We start from the raw sequence: 20,182 nt of genomic DNA on the forward strand, positions 1-20,182 counted from the left end.
TATTTTAAACAATCAGTTAAAAATATTTTTTCAAAACTAAACATTCGCCATACAGCTTTGAATCCGATAGTAGCATAATACTACGTGAAGTTGCAGCAGGCATACTTTGCCGAGAAAGTCAAGTATGGAACATGGACAATGATTGGCTATTCTGGACCGGGCTCCAATGCGGGGACTAGCTCCACCACAACAAACTTTGTTTATGATGGAACGGGTCTGACCACAGAAACGAATGCCGCAGATCAAGTTGGCTGGAAAGCAAAGAATATTGCCAAGTTGAATGACTGTGCTGGTGACACATTCCATTGGCAGGTAAAAACTGGTACTGTAACAAATGATAAGGATGCTTACGTTGTTGAAATGACAAATGATACTGATGGTGCCTGTGTTGCGTTGACCCCGAACTTCACGTCGATTGGCAACTAATCTAATTTGTTAAACTAATTGAAATGGTTCTCATCGGCGAATGCTGGTGGGAACCATTTCTAATTTCTTGAGTGCCCATTCAACACGATCATTGGAACCCATTTAAAGTAGAATGACTGTACAAAGCCGGCGTCCATTAAGGCACCCATAGGACGATGGTCTCCGCGAATAATGAATGTGTATTCAGAATGACGATGTGCTAGCCATGTAATCCATCTTGCGGTATTCTCCTGCAGTGTAAAGAACGTGCAATCAATATCCGACAAATCAAGAGCCGTGCACTTATCTGATTTCTCATGGATTGTTGACAATTCATAAGGCGGGTGAGAATCTAGTGTTGTCCAATATATGAATTTTGGCGTAGTTTCACCAAGCAAGGAATCTAAAAAGATGACCAAGGATGAATCGCATATACCAACAAATCCGTAATTACATGTAGACAACCTTTTGTCTGTTAGCTCATCACGAAAAAGAAGATGCTCGAAACCAAATTTCGCATAATTAGCACGTCTGTCGTAAAATCCGCCAGAAAAACCATGCACGTACCACGTCTGCAATCCATTCTCTTTAAACATCGCAGGAATTGGTGTTCCGTTAGCTATTCCATTTATGGAACCAAAATCTTCCCATTCCGCGCCCTGTGTATGATTCGAATGACGGTGATACAAACCCATAAAACTTGGATCGGCATCCGCATAAGCGGAAAATAGCGTTTTGTCATAAGCAACAGATTTGTTTACTCCGAAACTTTCGACAAGAATCATCACAGTCGGTCTTGAGTAATCTGCAATGACAGATGCTGCGCTATCCCATTGCGGAAATACCTGTTTTATATCCTCTTGTAAATAGGAACTCTTTCCGACGATATTTTGTTTAAAGTATTGCCAAAGCCATGTTTTTGCAGGGTATTCCATTAGGCTTTGACGTTGTTGCAAGCAAGAGAAACCATAGCCTAAACAAATGGAAATGGTAGCAAGGGCAATCGCCACCGGATATGACAATTCAAGTCTTCTGCCGCCACAAAGATTTTTTCTTGCAAAGGCGTATTGAATCGCCGTAATCAACAATGGAATAACGACAAATAGAGGAGGTCCCCACCAAAAGAACCTAGCCAAGCCCCATACATCGGAATTCTTTAACGCAAAAGTCGAATAAAAGAAATTCTCACAATCCACCACAAAGAATAAAAGAGAAAAAGCGGTAAATGCCGGTAGGACAAACTTTTTTTGCTTAGGAATTGATATGATAACCCAAAACGTCAACAGGTAAAGGCCGGCTGTTGCAAAGCCTTCCGCAGAATTTGCATAAAAAGAATACCCACAGATAAAGGCTGTGATTATGACTTTCCATACGATATTTCTTGATGGCAGAGCAAATGCCAACAATAGAAAGAATTCTTCTGCTGAGAAAAAACCGTGTAGCAGGGGCGAATCAAAGAATTCGCACGCTAGGTACGGTGCAAATGCGGCTACAATTGGGACAAAGAACAATAAAAACATATATAATCACAAAAAAGGAACCCCGCGAAACAGGGTTCCTTAAGATGTTTATTCGGCTTTGATTACTTACCAATCTGGTCGAAGGTCGGGGTAAGAGCCTTGCATTCGGTGTCATCTACAGCAGACGTGTATGAACTTACCGTTGTCGTACTACCGATCGCGCCCAAGGCGATGGTCCAGTGATAATCACTATCACAGTCATTTAACTTAGCAATATTCTTAGCCTTCCAACCTATAGCATTACCAGTGGAAGTTGCTTCGTCTGTGTCAACTTCGGCTGCGTTATATTCAAAGTTGTTTGATTCGCTAGATGCGCCCTTAGATCCACCCGGTGCCGCATAACCAATCATATCCCAGCCGCCAAACTTGTTCTTTTCGGAGAAGTATGCATCCTGCAACTTCACGTAGGTTCCTGCTGCAGGGCCGACTTCAGAGGCCTTGGACTTGGCGATCATGCCGAACAGCTTGGGAACTGCGACGGCGGCGAGGATGCCCATGATCACAATCACGACCATCAATTCAATGAGGGTAAAACCTTGTTTCTTCATAGTGTACTCCTTGTTGTTTGTGACACACTTGTTTGAGTCCTGGCCCGGAATTGAGCGTTCGACTCGTTTACTTCCCTAATATACACAATTTTTTTCGGAAAAGCAATAGTTTTGTCAAACTTTTGTCATTTTTGTGTCATAACAACCTGGAGCAGACGCAAAAATTGCTTTTTTCGACCAAAATCGCCGTTTTAGGGGTGTTTCGGATGCTTACAATTATAGATTTTTTTCGCAAAAAAGGGGACTTCCGCCGAATTTTTTTATTCCAATGTGGAATATATCACACCCCTTTTGTCACGGAAATGTCATTTGGAGGGGAGATCCCCGCCTTCGCGGGGATGACAAAAGAAATTTAAGAGGTCTAAATGCCGTTTTTGAAGTAAATTCGGCAATTTTCTCTTAAAAAAAAAGCTTAAAACCTCTTAAATTTTCGACAAACCTCTTAAAATTAAGAGGTTTTCATTTCGATAAGACCCATTTCTTAGACGCGTTATACCTAATTCGTCCCGCCATTCTGAGACTAGAAAGCAGGTTCTCAATCTTACTCTTTTTCTGACGTTCATCAAGGTTTGCCGGCAAATGTTGTTGCAGCATTGCGAAAATTTGGGACTTGCTCAATTCGCCATAATCCTTCAGATAATCCACGATAATATTTCGGTAATTCGTGTTGCTCAGCCCTTTCGCTTGCGAATGTTCCATTTCCTGGCTAGTCGCCAAAGCAACATATTTCGATATGAAGATATTCTTTCCGCGGCCTTCGACAAGGCCATTCTTTTTCAACAACCTAATTGCTTCTTCCGACAATGCCCTTTTCTTCTGGAGAGCATCAAGTAATACGGCCTCATCCAAGCCAACGGAAGTATTCTCCAAAAGCATTTTGCTGTAGTCTTCGTCGATTATCGTTCCCGGAATACGCAGCACAACTTTATCATTTGTGCTCTCGTAATCAGGCATAGGTAAACAGCGATTACGTTGGCTAAGAAACATTGAATGTATGCCATAACCCTGCGTGTCAATCATCTTCAAATTGACCATTGCCTGAACAAGGAACGGATTTCTGTAACAAGCAGGCGTCCGCTGCCCGCGAATGTAGTCTTCAAAGCGACCTTCAAAGAATGAACCGGCATTTTCGAAACAAAGGCTGTCTTTCTCCTCGGTAACAACAACTCTTGAATTTGCACGATAATCTTGATGAGCAATGCAATTATGCAGCGCTTCCAATATTGTCTTGGTATCGTACTTCCAGACTTCTGCAGGAATTAAGCTTTTGCTTGGATAAATCTTAAATCTGTAGTTGCGAATTTTCGCCAACACATGGTCAGTAGAGAGGAGAAACGGGATAGAAAAAATGTCACCCGCCTGTTCGTCCCCCGAATTCAATCGCCAAACTATCTGGGAGATATGATTTAGATAATGAGATGACTCCTCCCTCCCCAACAACAGTAAGGTAGTTCTCGTAATTTTCCCGTCAATGGTTATTTTCGCCTTATCCAAAAACGCAGCGTCACTTAAAGAATCTATGTATTCCTTTTTGTCGGGATAACGCTCAACAAAGCCCAAACGAGCCCTTTTAATCGCCACAGGATCAAGATCGCATAATGCTGCCTCGGGAATGATTTCCTTACTCCAATCCAACCTAGAATTGTAGATGGTACGCATCCAGTCATGATAATCACGCAAGTTAGTTGTTGAACTATTTACCCTAATATAGGGGACATTCTGAAAGCAAGTCGGTTGCTCGGACGCAGCGGGAATAATAAAGACGGATACGGGGGATTTTTCATTTCCCTTGTAAAAAAAGCGTTCTACCTGAAAGTTAATCTTCGGAGTAATATTCACGCGAAGATAAAGTTCAAGGTGTTGATTTCCTTTCTTGGCAGTCGCAATATCAAATGACGTTCCAACAACTTCATAAGAATTGTCGTCCACACCGAAGAACAAATAGCCATTCTCTTCCCGTTCAAGACACGCACCATTAGAAAGTGCCGAAATGTACTTGCCCAAGTCTTCAGGACTCACATGATTGCTCTTGAACTCCAAGAAACGGTTTTCCATAGCAAACGTTTTTATACAGGAATCCAGCAGTTCTGTTAGCTCTTGGTCTCTAAATGTCATTTATTTTTCCGTTTTATGGCGGGAACGCCCCCGCGAAGGCGGACAGGGACACCCCCATCTATACTATAAAACGATTTCGCGGGGAAAATGAGCCAAACAGGGCGTGAAAATTTTGTTTACACAAATAAGGACGAGACGGTTCGCACACCATACTTCACAAAACAGTTGGCAAAATCAAGCAACAACTTGGCAAACTATTGCTTTTTGTTGGCAAACTTCTTGCGCAACAAAAGCACTGTCAAACCAGGTAATTATTCTGATATTCTAGTCATCGTTATAAATTACCTCGCCGGTAGCCAATAAGGCAATACGTTCCAGGTCAAATACCTTGCCGGCCCTGCCGTCCGGCCGGTCTACCGGCTTTATGACGCAGAACGAGCCTATGCCGTAGACTATATTCACTTCCGAATACAGGTCACGATATTTCAAGGTAAAGTTGTAATTTTCCCACTCGTCATCGTCGTCGTGCCATATGAAGTCGCCGAAGGCCTGGTTATACAGGTTCTGGTAAAAGAACTCCATGCACGTCCAGATTTCTTCCTTGTCCGCGCCTTCATAGCCGTACATCAGGGATTCCTCCTCAAACGACTTTCGTTCTTTTACGAGCTCGATAAGCTTTACCAGCCAGATCCCGCCTTCGAGGCTTCCCATATCCTCTTCGACAAGGGTTTTCCGTGTCATCTAATCGCAGTCCTTGCTGATAATATACTTTTCCTTGTTTAACTTTTAGGGCTTCGCCCAGCCTATTCTAAATATATCCGATTATTGCATTATGCGCAATAGCAACACTTTGGGTGTCTGAGCCGTCCCATCTAAATCATTGTTCGCTTTCCCAATTTCACGGTTTTGTCATTTGAAAGGCGCCTTTATTGCCACTTCAGGTTCAACCGACGCTTCGAAACAGCACAATCCGTCAAATATGAGTCTATCAGAACCTGGTACGGGATTCCCAATTCCTTTGCCATATTCTTAAAGTATTCGATTGCAGACAAGTTAAGTCTAATCGTAATCTGCTTCTTGAGAATCTTGGCATAAGGGTTCTTCACAGCCCTCATCTTCGCGAAGTCATATTCCTTTTTCATAATTCGTCTCCTTTCCGTTCATTCCAATAGTACTGAAATTCCTTTTTCGTAGCCCTGCGGGCACTTATTATACGATGAATTATATGTTCAGCGTCAATGCCACTGCGCTCAGTAAAAACAACAACCAGCGTTCTTAAGTTTGTCGACAAACCAATAAGAATAGACCGATCTTCTTGTGCCGAATGTTCTGCGTCAAAAAACACCCTGGCATGTTCATCTTCAAAACACGTCTTGGCTTCTTCAAACGAAATGTCATGTTTCCTTTGGTTCGCTGCATTTTTTCTTTCGTCCCAGATGAATTCTATCTGCATATAGAACTCCTGGATATAATTACAATATAATTATATTTCACACAGAAAGCAACATTTTCTTGTGGGAAAACTTTACGCTCCATTTTATAGTCCTTTTTCTGCGGGAACGCCCCCGCAAAGGCGAATAGAGACACCCCTATCTATACTATAAAACGATTTCGCGGCGAAAATGAGCCAAACGGGGCGTGAAAATTTTGTTTACACAAAAAGATCCCCGCCTTCGCGGGGATGACGAGAAAGGGTTACAAAGATCCCCGCCTTCGCGGGGATGACGAGAAAGGGTTACAAAGATCCCCGCCTTCGCGGGGATGACGCTTTCAGCGCGGGGATGACGAGAAGAGTCGCGGGGGTCGCCCCCATTTTTTGCAGCAAACAAACCGCGAAAAACGTCTAAAGACGACTCCGGCCAACAAGCATGTCACGCTTTTGTCATTTGAAGGGCGAGAGCCTACAGATTACAAACCGAATAAAGAGGTATATTCACCATCCAATCCTGGTCCTTGTAAGGTAAAAGCGAAAAGCGGATTGACTTTTCGGGATGGAACTTGTCATAGAACGCCTTGAGGCTTTGCGAGCGGACGTTCGTTTCTGCCTTGACTTCCACCGGGACGGCATTCATTCCTATTTGCAAAAGGAAATCTTGTTCGAAGGTCGCCTTATCCGTGCCGTAGTAATATGGTGTATAAGGGGTCTCGCATATAATCTGCTGCAAGACAAACTGTTCTGTCAGGGCTCCCTTGAACTCGACAAACAGACGACTTCCTTCCAAAATTGTTTTGATGTCAAGTTCGCTCATTGCCGAAAGCAGCCCTACGTCAAGCACGAACAACTTATATACCGAGAATTCCTTATATGCAGAGAGGGGCACGCGAGGTTCGTTTACGCGATTTACTTTGTGCACAAGCCCGCTATCAACAAGCCACTGAATTGCCACCTCAAAATCGCCGCTACGGGCACCCTTTTTCATTTTCCCAAAAAAGAATTTCCGGTTTTCCTTGGCGAGCTGCATGGGGATACTATCCCAGACCATGTTTATTTTGGGAAGTTCATTTGCGCTGGCATGCTTTCCGAAGTCGCCCCTATATTGGGTGATGATGGCGTTTTGCGCTTCACGGGCACTCTGAAAATCGCTGTTTTCTCTAAAGGCTTCGACTACTCCCGGCATCCCGCCGACATAGTAATAGTTTTTCAAGTGGTGCGTATATTTGTCGTGGAACACGCTGATTAGCGAATAATCCTTTGTCGCCAAAGCATCGGAGAGCGGCTTTTCACCGACAGCGCACAAGTACTCGCGAAAACTGAGCGGATGGAGCGACAAAAGATCCACTTTACCGACAGGGTACGATACGCCCTTATGCAAGGCGACTCCTAACAGCGACCCCGCCGCCATCACATGGTATTCGGGCGCGTCTTCGCAGAAATACTTCAGCGATTCGAAAGCCTTCAGCGCATTCTGTATTTCGTCCAAAATGATGAGCGTGTCGCCTGGCGTAATGGTCACGCCAGAAGCGATGTTCAGAACCGACAGCAGCCTTTTTACGTCGTAGTCAGATTCGAATTCCTTTGCAACAGACTCGTTATTATAGAAAGAAACATAGGCCACCTTCTTGTAGAATTGTCGGCCAAATTCCTTCATAAGCCAGGTCTTGCCAACCTGTCTGGCGCCCATAAGGACAAGCGGTTTTCGCCTTGGACTATCCTTCCACGCCTTCATTTTTTCTATTGCGAACCGTTCCACAAAGGTACCTCCAGGCTCAATATACATTTTTTCAGGGCTAAAATCAACAATATACTACATTTTTTCGTGACTAAATGGATGTTTTCCACACATTTTTTTGGGGCTTAAAAGAAAAAGCCCGGCGAAAAAGCCCGTTCAATGAACGGGCTTAAAGTGTTTTGTTGCGCGGGTCATGTATCCGGCGAATCGATTTCCTTCTTGAGTTCAAGGACGGTTGACTGGGGGAGCCCCGTATTGCGGGCCACTTTTTCAACAGAATCGCCGTCCAGAAGGAAATTCTTTGCCACTTCCTTCTTCGCTTTCCGGGCTGCGCCGTACTCCCAGTACGACTTGTCGATGTCTTTCATGATGTTGCTGAGCATATGAATTATTTTGCCGAATAAGGACGAGTCGTTTCGTTTTGTCATTTGATGGCGAGAGCCGCGTCCACTTTTTCGGCGGGAACGCCAATGGAACGGAGGTATTCCGCAATCCTAGCCTCACGGGCGGCGTTCTTTTCGCGTTCCTTCTGTGCTCCGAGCTTTTTGCCGCGACGAAGGCCGTTGCGCTCCGCAGCACGGCGACGGTCGCCGGCAGTAACAATACCCAGTGCCTGTCCTATACTCATGCGCATACGCAACTCCTCTACGACATTTTCGTCGATGTACTCTCCCAAAAACCTTCAAGCCGAGAGCAGCGGAAATGCTTGCATTTCCATTGCCGAGGCGAAGGGTTTTCTGCAAATATAGTTCAATTTTTTCGACAAGGGTAGCCCTCGATTCATTTTCCATCTTCGAGAGCATCCGAACAATTTGTTTCACGACACCTTTCAACTTTTCACCATCGAACGCGTACTTCATCACCAACGCGCCAACGGCTGCTTCAATGTTCTTTTCGGCAATACACTTGCTGTCGAGAATATCGGCAAGGTTCACAAGGACACATTCAAAAGGCAATTCGCGACCGTTGAACTCGCCCCTGAACTTCGCACGAAATTCTGCCATAGGGTCCCAGTCCTTCTGGCCGTTGTAGATGATGATAGCCTTCGTCGGGTACCAGCCGAAATCGGACGAGCCCTTGTTCACCATGATCTCGAATACATAGCGGTAGATTTGCGAGAGCACGTCCTTCTTGCGGTAGGACTTATGTTCAAGAAGAATACCCACGAAGATTTCGGGACCGTTCTTGAGACTCGCCTTGAAGGCAAGGTCCGCCTCGCCCCACTCCTTCACATTGCTGTAGTTACCGGGAATGAGTTCAAGGGTTTGCATATCGACTGATGCAAGCATCCTGCGGAGTTCAGGATTCCGGTACTGCGCAAGCCGCAGGAGGGCACGAGCATTCTCAGGGACAGCATAGATGTAACGGAAGAAGGGATCGTGCTTACGACGCACGGACACCTTCGGTTCTTTTTTCAAATCGGCTTTGTTCACAGCCATTTTATGGTCCTTTTGCGCGGCAATGCGACCGCTTCGCGGACAGGGACTCCCCTATCTATACTATAAAACGGTTTCGCGGCGAAAATAAGCCAAAAGAGGTGTGAAAATTTTGTTTACACAAAAAGATCCCCACCGTGGTGGCCACGCGCACTAAGCACTAAAGTGCTAAGTGCTGTCCGCCCGCCTGCGCGAGGATGACGAAAAAGGCTACAAAGATCCCCGGTCAAGCCGGGGATGACGAGAATGGTCGCGAGGGTGACGCTTTCAGCGCGGGGATGACGAGAAAAGAGTTCATTTTGGGTCTAGCAAAATTCCTATATTTACCGCATGCCCGCGAGCAACGAAAAATTCCTGGTCGGCCTTGTCGGCCCCGAAGTCCTCTCCGCAGTAGAGGCGGACGCGGCACACCCCGTGTCCATCGACATCGGGGCATGCAACGCGCTCGAAATCCGCTACGATTTCTTCCCCGAAAAGGAATGGCCCGCGCTTTCGAAGCGAGTGAGGAAAATCGCCCCGCACGCCATGCAGGTAGGCACCATCCGCCTGGAACGGGACGGCGGCAGGTTCCCCGACCGTGACGCGTACTCGCGCATCCCGCTCTGGTCAAAGATTCTCGCCGAGGGCGACGTACCAGAGTGGCTCGACCTGGAGCAGGACTGCCTGTACGACTTCAAGAACCTGAAGAACCTCGCCGACCTGCGCAAGACAAGGGTTCTCGTATCGCAGCACAACTTCTTGCGCATCCCGAGCCAGCAGGAACTGGACGACTTCGCCCGCGACTGCCTGCGCGTGAAGGCTGACGGCCTCAAGATTGCCGCCATGAGCAACGGCGACACCGACTGCGAGCGCCTGTACAAGTTCGCGCGCATCCACTCGCAGAACTTCGAGCTCTTCGCCGCCTTCGGGATGGGCGAAACGGGCAAGGCGAGCCGCGTGTGGTCGCTCAAGGAAGGGGCGAACCTCACCTACGGGTCTATCGGGCAGGCGCAGGCCCCCGGCCAGGTGGACGTCCTGAAAATGGCACGCGCCCTCCGCGAGCTCCCCGGCCTCACCACCCCCGCCGACGTGCTGAATTCCTTCGCGAAATTGTAGTTTTTCTTAAAAAAACGCACTTTTTGCAGTCAAAATCTTATTTTAACTATACATCTATACAAAACCCGGCCTTATTTTGCTAAAATGTTGGTGGAATAGAGTAGAGGAATAGAAACATGCGACTTTCTGAAAGATTCGTCGACAACTGCATCTTGATCAACTCCGCGAGTACGACCAAGGAAGCTGTCCTGAACGAACTGGTTGACACCCTGTGCAACGCGTACAAGCTCGAGCACCGGGACGAGATTTTCGAAGCCGTATGGAACCGCGAGCAGAGCCGTTCCACCGGTATCGGTTGCGGACTTGCCGTCCCCCACGCAAAGATTGACTACGTGGACCGCATGTGCATGGTGGCCGCCACCATCGAGAAGGGGCTCGACTTCCAGTCGTTCGACGGGGAGCCCGTCTACCTGCTTATTCTCATCGTGAGCCCGGGCAACACCGTGGGCCCGCACCTCAAGGCGCTCTCCTCCGTGAGCCGCCTCCTGGCCGACGGCAACGTGCGCAAGGACCTCATCGCCGCCAAGACCCCGGCAGAGTTCCTGACCATCCTCCGCGCCGCCGAGGACAAGTACCTGTAGTTGGTCACTGGTCATTGGTCAATAGTTATTAGATCTGCGCCATCAGGGCCTTGCTTCTGCTAATGACTAACAACTAATGACTATTAACCACGTATCCCTTGACACCCGAAACAAACTTTTATATATTTGCACCCACCTCGGACGGTTAGCTCAGTTGGTTTAGAGCGCTGCTTTCACACGGCAGAGGTCACTGGTTCAAATCCAGTACCGTCCACTCAAGGAAGGCCCGTACATGCGGGCCTTTTTTGTTATCTTATACGCTCAAGAAAACTGCAACCTGCGCACGAGGTCGGGCATCTAAAAGGCATGAACAACAGAAAGGCTATAATTCTCGCAGCCCTCATGACGGCAGCCCTCGCCCAGGCAGACACCTGGACTCTCGAAGCGTGCCTCAAGCAGGCCAAGGAAAAGAGCCTCTCGCTCGAATCCGCGAAACTGCGCGAACAGCAGGCCGAAATCAACATCAAGCAGGCGAGCGTCAGCAACCGCCCCACCGTTTCGGCAAGCATACAGAACACGCTCTACGACCACCCGTTCGTCCACGACGAGGACCACTACCGCCTGAACCTCGGCATTTCGGGCTCGTACACGCTATGGGACGGCGGGGTGAGCGGCGCCACCGTCGAAGTGAACCAGCTCAAGAAGCAGTCCGCGGCACTCGCCACAAAGCAGACCGAACGCAGCATCCAGGAGAGCGTGCTGAACGCCTACATGAGCCTGCTCGCCGCACAGGAAAACCTCCGCACGGCAGACGCCTCCGTGGAACTCTCGCAGGCGGAATTCGAGCACTACGGCAAGCTTTTCGAGGCGGGCTCCATCACCAAGAAGGACCTCACGCAGAGCCAGTCCAACGTTTTGCAGAAGCAGGTGGCGCAACTCTCGGCGCAGCTTGCGGTAAGTACCGCGAAGACAACTCTCCGGCAGCTGCTGGAACTAAGCGACGACGCCGAGTTCGATATCTCCGCGCCGGAATCCGCAATTGCCTCCCCCGATTCTCTTGAACCGCTACCCGCGCTCGCCGACCTCAAGAAGGCGGTCAGGGAACAGCACCCGGGCCTCAAGTCCGACAGCGTCTCGGTCCGCGCGGCGAAGAAGAACACCGAGGTCGCGGGCAAGGGCAGTTCCATCACGGTGACGCTCGGGGCTAACTCCAGCACGGGCCTCCAGGCTTGGGAGTCGGGCGCATACGGCGACCAGCTCAAGTACGGCTGGCAGAACTCCGTATCGCTCGGCATAAACATCCCCATATACGATGGCGGTTCCACGAACAACAAGGTGCTTCTCGCGCAGGTAAGCGAGAGCGAGGCCGGCCTCAGCATGCAGGAAACCGCCAAGAACCTCGAGAACAACATCGAGAAGCTCTACCTGAACGCGGTGAGCGCCGACATGCAGTGGAAGGCGGCAATACTCCAGGTGGAAGCCGAGAACGAGGCGCTCCTGGTGGCCGAGGAACAGCGGAACGCTGGCGCCCTCACCTACACCGACTACCTCACCCAGAAGAACAACCTCGAGAAGGCGCAGGTGACGCTCGTGAACGCGAAGTACACGAGCCTGCTCGCCCGGAAGGTGCTCGACCTGTACCAGGGCAAGCTGGACTAAGGCGCGGGCGACCGTCAAGGCTCGCGGACAACCGCCGCGTTCCGTTCATAAAACTTTACATTACGTGGATAAATTGTCCATGAACTTCTCGTTTACGCGAAGCGAAAAACGCCCCTATTAGAATAAATTTCTTAGTGGCGTAATGGGATAACCAAAAAAGGAGTGTTGAAGATGAAAAATCTTCTGGTTATTGGAGTGTCCCTCGCGGTATCGACCGCTTTCGCATATACCGTAAGCGGCAAGGTCACCGACGAAAGCAGCATGCCCATCAAGGGAGCCCAGGTCACGCTGGTCAAGGAAAACAAGACCACAACAACGGACAACAAGGGCGAATTTACCATTCACGAAGAGGAAGAAACCATCGGGCTGAAGGGAGCCGCGGTGCACAACCCGGGTTTCATCAGCATCAATTCGGGCATCCTCTCGTATTCGCAGAACGGGAGCAGCTCGGTGCAGGTGCGCATTTTCGACCCGCTGGGCAACAAGGTTTTCAGCCAGACGCTCTACGGTTCGGGCCAGGTGGACCTTTCCTCCGGCGTGAAGGCCAAGGGCACGTACTTTGCGCAGGTCTCCATGGGTAGCGCGAAGGAAACCATCCGCTTCAATGCAAGCGGCACCTACACCAACTCTTTCGATAGCGAAGGGCGCGCACTCCTCAAGGAAGTCCAGCAGGGCGAAGCGCTCCAGTTCGTCGCCGAAGGGTACGACACTCTCTCCGTCCCGCTCGGCACGCTCGACACTACGGTAGACGTGAAACTCACGAAGACCACCCCGGCCGAAGAACAGTTTGCATTCGGCTATGCATTGAAGAACGACCCGCGCCCGAGTAAGGGATGCGGCAAGAACTCCACGCTGCAGTCGACTGGTTCCGTCGAAAACGGCAAGAAGTACAACCTGAATGTCGGCGGCAAGAACCGCACGTTCTTCATCACCTTGCCAAAGAACTACGACAACAACAAGCCGCACAAGCTCCTCATCGCTAACCACTGCATGGGCTCCAAGGCCGAAGACTTCGTGCACCACAGCCCGGACTACGACCACCCGACTCCGTACTATGGCCAGCAAGTGCTCGACAAGAACGGCGACTACATTTTCGTCGCTCCGCAGGGTAACGACAACGGTACTTGGAACGGCAAGGAAGACCACCAGTTCGTCGACGAAATGATTACCGCGATGTTCGACAACTACTGCGTTGACACCACCCGCGTGTTCGCCACAGGATTTAGCTTCGGCGCCATGTTCACGAACTCTCTCGCTCAGGACTTGCAAGAAAGACTCCGCGCTGTAGCCGTCTACGCAACTGCAGACTACAACATTTGGCTCCCGTCTGCAGGAACAGGTCGTTATGACGCCAAGAACTTGCCGATTGCCTGGATGGGCGTGCATGGCAAGAGAGACGGCATGTGCAACTACGACCGCGCAAAGACCAGCGCCCTCCCGAGAATCCTCAAGCGTAACGGCAAGGCCGACGCCAATGGCAACTTCACCGATGCCAGCAGCGAAAAGCCGCAAGAATTCAACGGCACAGCAGGCCACCTCTGCTATGACTTCACGACTGTCGACCCGCGCTTCCCGGTCAAGTGGTGCAGTTGGAACGGCGAACACCAGTGGACAGCACATGACGGCCCCAACACGGGTACCGGACAGGGCTGGCAGAACACCTGGGTTCCTGAAGAAGTTCACAAGTTCTTCGAACAGTTCTAAAGAGTTACCTCCATAACCAACCCAGAACGGCTCCCGCAAGGGGGCCGTTCACTTTTTACCTAGATTATCGCGGGAAGGGGATGCCATTTCTAGATTATCGCGGGAAGGGGATGCCGCGGGCATTTTAAAATGAAATGTAGAGTGTTTCGGGTGCGAAACGGCGCGTGCGGCTTTTTGAAACGGCGGGGAGCGGTTTTGGCATGAACACGCTGTCAAAGTGGCTTTTTTCGCTAAAAAACGGCATTTTTGATTTTCACGACGCGCTGGCTCCCGTTTTGGCACGAAGTTCGCTTATAAGGGAGTGAACAAGAAACAAAGGGTCACGCAAAACGGGCCCGCAACCAAAAGAGGTAAAATTATGATCAACGCACAGATTCTCCCGACCGCATTCTATGGCATCCAGAACTTCCTTGACAACCTCAACGCTGAAGCCGCCAAGGGCGAATGCACCTACACGCCGAAGGCCGACTACTACGAGACCGAAAACGGCTTCGCACTTGAAGTCGAGCTCCCGGGCGTCAAGAAGGAAGACATGAACATCCAGGTCGAAAAGAACATCATCACCGTCAAGGCGACGCGTGTCCGCAGCAAGGACGAGAAGTTCACCTTCGAACGCAGCTTCCGCTTGGCCGACGACATCGACACCGAGAACATCAAGGTATCGCTCGAAAACGGCATCTTGAAATTCGACTTGTCAAAGAAGGCACAGGCCGCAGCCCGCAAGCTGACCATCGGCTAATCGATTAAAAGTGTACTCCATTGATCGATCTCCTTAGGGGACTCCCGGTTTACGCCGGGAGTTCTTTTTTTGCGTACATTTTGCCGCCGTTGCGGGTAATTTTGCCGCCGTTGCGGGTAATTTTGCCGCCGTTGCGGGTAATTTTGCCGGCAAAAGCAGACCAAATGCAGACTTTTCGCCCTTTGGGTCTGCTCAATTTCAGACAAATTCACAAAATTTATGTCAAAAAGTGTCTTTTTAACGCATTTTCAGGGAAATTTCGGAAAATTTTCAGTGCAAAAGGGCTTTTGGGCATACTTTTGTTACATATAAATTAAAATTAAGCAGACCAAATGCTCATCCGGAGACCGTTTGGTCTGTCTTTTTCGCAAAACTGCTCTCTGAAACACCCGAAAATTGCACTTTTGCACCCGTTTTTTGTATATTGAAAGCCGTAAGGCCCGCAGGGGGCCGCAGAGATTTGCAAAATGCTTGATAAAGAAGTTCTAAAGACCGTCAGCCGCATTGAACTCAGCGTTCGCGGCACGCTCGACACCGTGATGACCGGCGCCTACCATAGTTCCTTCAAGGGAAACGGCATGGAATTCAGCGAGGTCCGCGAGTACATGCCGGGCGACGATGTGCGTACCATTGACTGGAACGTGACGGCGCGTACCGGCACGCCGTACGTGAAGAAGTTTATCGAAGAGCGCGAGATGACCATGCTCCTGATGGTCGACGCGTCCAGCAGTTCGGAGTTCGGTTCCGGCAAGCAGATGAAGGGAGAGGTCATGGCGACCCTCACGGCGCTCCTTGCCTTTGCCGCCATCAAGAACAACGACAAGGTGGGACTTTTAATTTATACGGACCAGGTCGAACTGTTCATACCGCCGGAAAAAGGCCGTAAGCACGTGCTGCGGCTCATCCGCGAAATCCTCTACTTCAAGCCGCAGCACCACGGCACGAACACGCAGGTGGCGCTGGAGTATGCCGGCAAGATTCTGAACCGCCGTGCCGTCGTCGTGGTGATGAGCGACTTCCTGGACGAAGGTTTCGAGAACGCGTTTAAGATTTTGCGCAAGCGCCACGACGTGCTTGCGGTATCGGTGGTGGACCCGCGCGAAATGGAACTGCCTCCCGCGGGACTCGTGGAACTCGAGGACCCCGAAACCGGCGAAACGCTCCTTATCGATACCGGAGATGCGGCATTTCGCGAGGCGTTCGCCCGCGAGGCAAAGCGCCAGGGCAAGGCGACCAAGGAACTGTTCCAGCGCATGTCGATTGACTTCGTGCGCATCGAGACGCACGACGACTTCAAGGAAACCGTTGCCCCGCTCATCGAGCACTTCAGGCGCAGGGCAAAGGCTGCAAGGGTATAACTCTATGAATCTTATCGAATTCCTGAAAGACATGCCCGTTATAGGCATACTGCGCGACATTCCCCGCGGCGAAGAAGAAGCCTGCGTCAAGACGGCGGCAAGCTGCGGGCTCAAGGCCATCGAAGTCACCATGAACACGGATGGCGCCGAAGGCATCATCAAGGATCTGAAGGCAGCCGCCCGCCCGTACGGCATTTCCGTGGGCGCGGGTACGGTCCGTACCGGAGGCGACCTCGAACGGGCACTCAATACCGGGGCGGAATTCATAGTCACGCCGAATACGAGAAACGACATCATCCGGCTTTCGTGCACGGCCGGGGTCCCGATTATCCCGGGGGCACTCACCCCGACCGAAGTCCAGAAGGCGCACGACCTGGGCGCAACCGCCGTGAAGGTATTCCCCGTCAACTGCGTGGGAGGCCCCGAATACATCAAGGCACTGCGCGGGCCCTTCCGCGACATAAAGCTCATGGCATGCGGCGGCGTGAACGCAGAGAACGTTGGCGACTACTTCCGCGCAGGGAGCAACATCGTCTCGTTCGGCGGGAGCATCTTCAACGCAGGCCTCATGCGCGAAAAGAAATGGGACGAAATCGGGAAGAAACTCACCGTACTTCTCGATGCCGTCAAGGCCGTAATTTAAGGGAAAATTCTACCTGCGGGTGCAAGGCACGCTCGCTACCTGCGGGCGTCGCGCATTTTCTGCTTGTTCATGTACATCGTGGCGTCGGCGCTGTGGAGCATTTCGTCCGTGTCCTTGTAGCCCTCGCTCGAATGCGCGATACCGTAGGCGAACGAAACCGTCCGCTCGATGATAGTCACCGCCTTCACCGCCTCAAGCATGCGCTCGGCACAGATGAACGCGCCGCGCTTGTCGGTGTCGGGGCAAATCACCATGAACTCGTCACCGCCCATGCGGAACAGCAGGTCGGATTCACGCAACAGCTTCTTCACCGCGCTCACTACCGCACGCAGCAGCAGGTCGCCCGCCTGGTGGCCGTAACTGTCGTTAATTTGTTTCAAGCCGTTCAGGTCAAAGTAAATCAGGGCAAACTGCGTGCCGTACCGCGCACTGCGGGCAAACCACTCGCGCAGGGAATACATGGCATGGCGGCGGTTGTACGCGCCGGTCAGGTCGTCGGTCAGGGAAATGTCCCTCAGGTACCGGAGCGTGCGGGCCAGCCGTATATGCACGTTCACGCGGGCCAAAAGAATATCGGGTACCGCCGTCTTGCTCACGAAATCGGACGCTCCGGCATGGAACCCCTTCGTGATGCTGTCGTAATCTTCCCTGTTCGTGAGGAACACTACCGGGAGGTCGTCGAGCGCGAACTTCTGGCGTATGCGCAGGCATACCTCGTAACCGTTCAGGTCCGGCATGTTTATGTCCAAGAGAACCAGGTCGACGCGTTCCGTATCGAGGAAATCCAGCGCCTCCTTGCCCGAACTGCACGTCACGACGCTGTAACCCACCTGCGACAGCATCTCGTTCACCTGCTGCTGCACCTCGGCGCTGTCATCGACCACGAGAATCTTTTCTTCGACCATAGACGGTACTCCTTTCGACCTAATCTATATTCTTAGATACAGCAGAGTCAATGCCCTGCTACATTCCAACATGGAACATATATGGGAACATTACAGGAATTCTAGAGCGGGGGCGCTTTCCACGAGGCCTATGCGGCAGGAAAGTTCCAGAAAAAGCGACAGCGACCGCTTGCGTTCATCGGTAAAGCGGTAGTCGAGCACGCGGTAGTAATCCTCGAGAACGTCCCGAGGCAAATCCACCGGATAGCGAGAAAGCCAGCGGTCGAGCGAGCCCTTCACGTCGGCACGGAAAGCGAGAATGCTCTGTTCCGTCTGCTGCAGGTAACTGTCGAGCACGGGGCGGAGCGGGGCCTGCAGGGCGTTTTTCGAAATGATCCAGGCCCCGAACACGAACGGGAGCCCCTGCCATTCCTGCCAGAGCGCGCCCAGGTCGTAACTGTATGCGAAACGCCCGCGCTCGTTCTCCTCGAGGGCGAGGTCACCGATGAGCAGGCAGGCGTCGTCACTCTCTTCGGCGGCAAGGCCTCCCACGTATTCGGGCCTAATCCCGTAGCGCATCTCGAACAGAATCCGGAGGAGCGCCACCGAGGTACGGCTCTGCGAGGTAACGCGCACGCGACGGCCCGCAAGCGACTCTATCGGGTAGCGGGAAAACAGCTTGACCGAGCGCACCTCGAACGAGCACGACGTGCAGAACACGGGCGAGAGCACGAACGCGCCGGGCTTGAGCGCAAACGTAATCGAGGATGCGGGAGAAAGGTGGATGGAACCGTCCATGAGGCCCGCACTCTGCACGCTCGGCGGGCTATCGACAAACTCCACATCGCACAATTCGCTTTCACGCCCCAGGAAGGCATGAAAAAACGGCGCACACACCAAAAAAGGAATTCTCCCTACACGTAATGCCATGTAAAAAAATTAACTTTTGCCCGTAGCATTTGGTAGGCTACAAAAAGAAAACAACCGCAAATAAAAGACTATCGACTAAAACTGCAATGGGCGTATTTCACGTTAAGAAAACATCTGTAGGCGAAGACCAGAAAAGCCTCGTATTCAAGGGCAAGATTCTCGAAGGCCCCATCAGCAAGGGCATGACCGTCGAGATTCCCGTAACACAGGGAACCGTGGTCCCGATGAAAATATACGACGTAGTCCAGTTCGACAAGCAGAAGGACGAAGACAAGAAAATCGGCCTCGTCGTGGATTTTTACAACCTTCCGGACGATATGGAAGTCATCATGGGCCTCAATATCGCGAACGAAGACCTGAATATCGTTAACACGTAGAACTTGTACAAAGCAAGCGCGGCCAATCCAGGCCACGAACAAAATGGGATGACACAATGAAAAAGGAAAGACTGCGCGGAGTGAATTTGGGCGGCTGGTTCAGTCAGGTGGACTGCATCCAGGAAAAAGATCCCGTGGGTTTCCCTGGGGTCATTCAACACATCAGGACCTTCCTCGGCGCGAGCGACTTCAAGCGCATCCGCGAGGCGGGGTTCAACCACGTGCGCCTGCCCGTGGATTACTTTAACTTGTTCGAAACCGACGACGCGAGCAAGCCGAAGGCAGAGGAATTCTCGCTCCTGGACAAGGCCCTCAGGGAAATCCAGGCGGCAGACCTCGACGTGATTCTGGACCTGCACAAGTGCCCGGGTCACGATTTTCACCTGGGCTGCTCTACGGAACAGGCGTTCTTTGCAGACCCGGCCGCCCGCAAGAAAACTTGCGACATCTGGGCATACATGGCCGAGCGCTACAGCAACGAGTCCCGCGTGATGATGGAGCTCCTGAACGAGCCCGCCGGTAGCGATTCCCGCGTTTGGGATAAAGTAAAGGACGAAATTTTCTGGGCTATCCGCAAGCACGCCCCCAAGAACACGATTGTGGTGGGCAGCAACAAGTGGAACAGCGCGAAGGAATTCGAGTTCCTCACCCCGATGGACGACGACAACGCCATCTACAGTTTCCACACCTACACACCGGTGACGTTCACGCACCAGGGCGCCGCATGGATTCAGGACCCGTTCTTCCACATGGAACGCCCGTGGCCCGGCGACTACGCCGCCCCGACAGGCGATGCGGAAACGCGCCTGAACGTGGAATTCGGCAAGTGGGACAAGGCACGCCTGCAGGCGAGCATCCAGAATGCGCTCGACTTCCGCGCGAAATATGACCTGCCGGTAAGCTGCAACGAGTTCGGCGTGTACGTGCAGGTTCCGCGCCAGTACCAGATTGCATGGATGCGCGACTTCCTCGACATCTTGCGCGAGGCCGACGTGGGATTCAGCTACTGGAACTACAAGAACCTCGACTTCGGGCTTGTATCGAAGGGCGAATCGCTGCACGAGAGCCTCCCGCAGTACAACAACCCCGAAAGGCTCGACCGCGAACTGATGGACATGCTCGCGAAGGGCTAGTCTAC

The 20,182-nt window shown here is 51.3% G+C and carries 21 protein-coding genes and 1 tRNA gene; 11 read left to right on the forward strand and 11 right to left on the reverse strand.

Going from position 1 to position 20,182, the window contains the following annotated elements; translation table 11 throughout:
• The first annotated feature begins 84 nt into the window (after nt 1-84).
• Nucleotides 85-426: a hypothetical protein gene (locus BUA44_RS05265; RefSeq protein WP_143151873.1), complete on the forward strand. Its 342-nt coding sequence runs from the start codon at nt 85-87 to the stop codon at nt 424-426.
• A gap of 59 nt (nt 427-485) precedes the next feature.
• Here the strand turns inward: BUA44_RS05265 and BUA44_RS05270 are convergent, their stop codons facing one another.
• The 9 genes from BUA44_RS05270 to BUA44_RS05315 form a co-directional block, all read right to left on the reverse strand.
• The gene (locus tag BUA44_RS05270) at nt 486-1,925 is read right to left on the reverse strand and encodes a sulfatase-like hydrolase/transferase (RefSeq protein WP_072809389.1); all 1,440 of its coding nucleotides are present in this window, start codon (nt 1,923-1,925) and stop codon (nt 486-488) included.
• Nucleotides 1,926-1,987: 62 nt separating this feature from the next.
• Nucleotides 1,988-2,473 carry a type IV pilin protein gene (locus BUA44_RS16070; protein ID WP_072809391.1) on the reverse strand — a complete coding sequence of 162 codons (486 nt, stop codon included), beginning with the start codon at nt 2,471-2,473 and terminating at the stop codon, nt 1,988-1,990.
• 459 nt (nt 2,474-2,932) lie between these two features.
• Nucleotides 2,933-4,588 (reverse strand): RNA-binding domain-containing protein, encoded by a 1,656-nt coding sequence (locus BUA44_RS05285; RefSeq protein WP_072809397.1) that lies wholly within the window; start codon nt 4,586-4,588, stop codon nt 2,933-2,935.
• Nucleotides 4,589-4,852: 264 nt separating this feature from the next.
• Entirely contained in the window at nt 4,853-5,269 is a 417-nt protein-coding gene (locus BUA44_RS05290) for a hypothetical protein (RefSeq protein WP_072809399.1), read from the reverse strand.
• A gap of 185 nt (nt 5,270-5,454) precedes the next feature.
• Nucleotides 5,455-5,670 carry a CopG family antitoxin gene (locus tag BUA44_RS05295; RefSeq protein ID WP_072809402.1) on the reverse strand — a complete coding sequence of 72 codons (216 nt, stop codon included), beginning with the start codon at nt 5,668-5,670 and terminating at the stop codon, nt 5,455-5,457.
• Nucleotides 5,667-5,981, reverse strand: a complete 315-nt coding sequence (locus BUA44_RS05300) for a BrnT family toxin (RefSeq protein ID WP_072809404.1) — start codon at nt 5,979-5,981, stop codon at nt 5,667-5,669. Before BUA44_RS05300 ends, BUA44_RS05295 begins: the two co-directional genes overlap by 4 nt.
• Before the next feature lie 448 nt (nt 5,982-6,429).
• Nucleotides 6,430-7,719, reverse strand: a complete 1,290-nt coding sequence (locus tag BUA44_RS05305) for an ATP-binding protein (RefSeq protein ID WP_072809657.1) — start codon at nt 7,717-7,719, stop codon at nt 6,430-6,432.
• 170 nt (nt 7,720-7,889) lie between these two features.
• The gene (locus BUA44_RS05310; RefSeq protein ID WP_072809407.1) at nt 7,890-8,081 is read right to left on the reverse strand and encodes a hypothetical protein; all 192 of its coding nucleotides are present in this window, start codon (nt 8,079-8,081) and stop codon (nt 7,890-7,892) included.
• 117 nt (nt 8,082-8,198) lie between these two features.
• The gene (locus tag BUA44_RS05315) at nt 8,199-9,137 is read right to left on the reverse strand and encodes an Rpn family recombination-promoting nuclease/putative transposase (RefSeq protein WP_072809409.1); all 939 of its coding nucleotides are present in this window, start codon (nt 9,135-9,137) and stop codon (nt 8,199-8,201) included.
• Nucleotides 9,138-9,464: 327 nt separating this feature from the next.
• Between BUA44_RS05315 and BUA44_RS05320 the strand changes: the two genes are divergently transcribed.
• From BUA44_RS05320 to BUA44_RS05355, 8 genes are all read left to right on the forward strand, one after another.
• Nucleotides 9,465-10,229, forward strand: a complete 765-nt coding sequence (locus BUA44_RS05320) for a type I 3-dehydroquinate dehydratase (RefSeq protein ID WP_072809411.1) — start codon at nt 9,465-9,467, stop codon at nt 10,227-10,229.
• A 116-nt stretch (nt 10,230-10,345) separates the two neighbouring features.
• Complete coding sequence (locus tag BUA44_RS05325) at nt 10,346-10,810, forward strand: PTS sugar transporter subunit IIA (RefSeq protein ID WP_072809413.1); 465 nt, start codon at nt 10,346-10,348, stop codon at nt 10,808-10,810.
• A gap of 139 nt (nt 10,811-10,949) precedes the next feature.
• Nucleotides 10,950-11,024: transfer RNA gene (locus tag BUA44_RS05330), tRNA-Val, on the forward strand.
• Nucleotides 11,025-11,116: 92 nt separating this feature from the next.
• Nucleotides 11,117-12,409, forward strand: a complete 1,293-nt coding sequence (locus BUA44_RS05335; protein WP_072809415.1) for a TolC family protein — start codon at nt 11,117-11,119, stop codon at nt 12,407-12,409.
• 171 nt (nt 12,410-12,580) lie between these two features.
• Nucleotides 12,581-14,113: a carboxypeptidase regulatory-like domain-containing protein gene (locus BUA44_RS05340; RefSeq protein ID WP_072809659.1), complete on the forward strand. Its 1,533-nt coding sequence runs from the start codon at nt 12,581-12,583 to the stop codon at nt 14,111-14,113.
• 358 nt (nt 14,114-14,471) lie between these two features.
• Nucleotides 14,472-14,852, forward strand: coding sequence for an Hsp20/alpha crystallin family protein (locus BUA44_RS05345; protein ID WP_072809417.1), 381 nt, complete (start codon nt 14,472-14,474; stop codon nt 14,850-14,852).
• A 467-nt stretch (nt 14,853-15,319) separates the two neighbouring features.
• A complete protein-coding gene (locus tag BUA44_RS05350; protein WP_072809420.1) occupies nt 15,320-16,210 on the forward strand; it encodes a DUF58 domain-containing protein in 891 nt (296 codons plus the stop codon).
• Nucleotides 16,211-16,214: 4 nt separating this feature from the next.
• The gene (locus tag BUA44_RS05355) at nt 16,215-16,853 is read left to right on the forward strand and encodes a bifunctional 4-hydroxy-2-oxoglutarate aldolase/2-dehydro-3-deoxy-phosphogluconate aldolase (RefSeq protein ID WP_072809422.1); all 639 of its coding nucleotides are present in this window, start codon (nt 16,215-16,217) and stop codon (nt 16,851-16,853) included.
• 35 nt (nt 16,854-16,888) lie between these two features.
• On the opposite strand, the gene BUA44_RS05360 is transcribed toward BUA44_RS05355, so the two are convergent.
• Both BUA44_RS05360 and BUA44_RS05365 read right to left on the reverse strand, forming a co-directional pair.
• Nucleotides 16,889-17,758: a GGDEF domain-containing response regulator gene (locus tag BUA44_RS05360; RefSeq protein WP_072809425.1), complete on the reverse strand. Its 870-nt coding sequence runs from the start codon at nt 17,756-17,758 to the stop codon at nt 16,889-16,891.
• A gap of 90 nt (nt 17,759-17,848) precedes the next feature.
• Nucleotides 17,849-18,667: a menaquinone biosynthetic enzyme MqnA/MqnD family protein gene (locus BUA44_RS05365; RefSeq protein ID WP_072809428.1), complete on the reverse strand. Its 819-nt coding sequence runs from the start codon at nt 18,665-18,667 to the stop codon at nt 17,849-17,851.
• A gap of 86 nt (nt 18,668-18,753) precedes the next feature.
• Here BUA44_RS05365 and BUA44_RS05370 point away from each other — a divergent pair, with 86 nt between their 5' ends.
• Nucleotides 18,754-19,044 carry a hypothetical protein gene (locus BUA44_RS05370; protein WP_072809431.1) on the forward strand — a complete coding sequence of 97 codons (291 nt, stop codon included), beginning with the start codon at nt 18,754-18,756 and terminating at the stop codon, nt 19,042-19,044.
• A 56-nt stretch (nt 19,045-19,100) separates the two neighbouring features.
• Nucleotides 19,101-20,177 (forward strand): glycoside hydrolase family 5 protein, encoded by a 1,077-nt coding sequence (locus tag BUA44_RS05375; protein ID WP_072809433.1) that lies wholly within the window; start codon nt 19,101-19,103, stop codon nt 20,175-20,177.
• Nucleotides 20,178-20,182 lie beyond the last annotated feature (5 nt).

Source organism: Fibrobacter sp. UWR3 (genome assembly GCF_900143055.1).
GTDB lineage: Bacteria > Fibrobacterota > Fibrobacteria > Fibrobacterales > Fibrobacteraceae > Fibrobacter.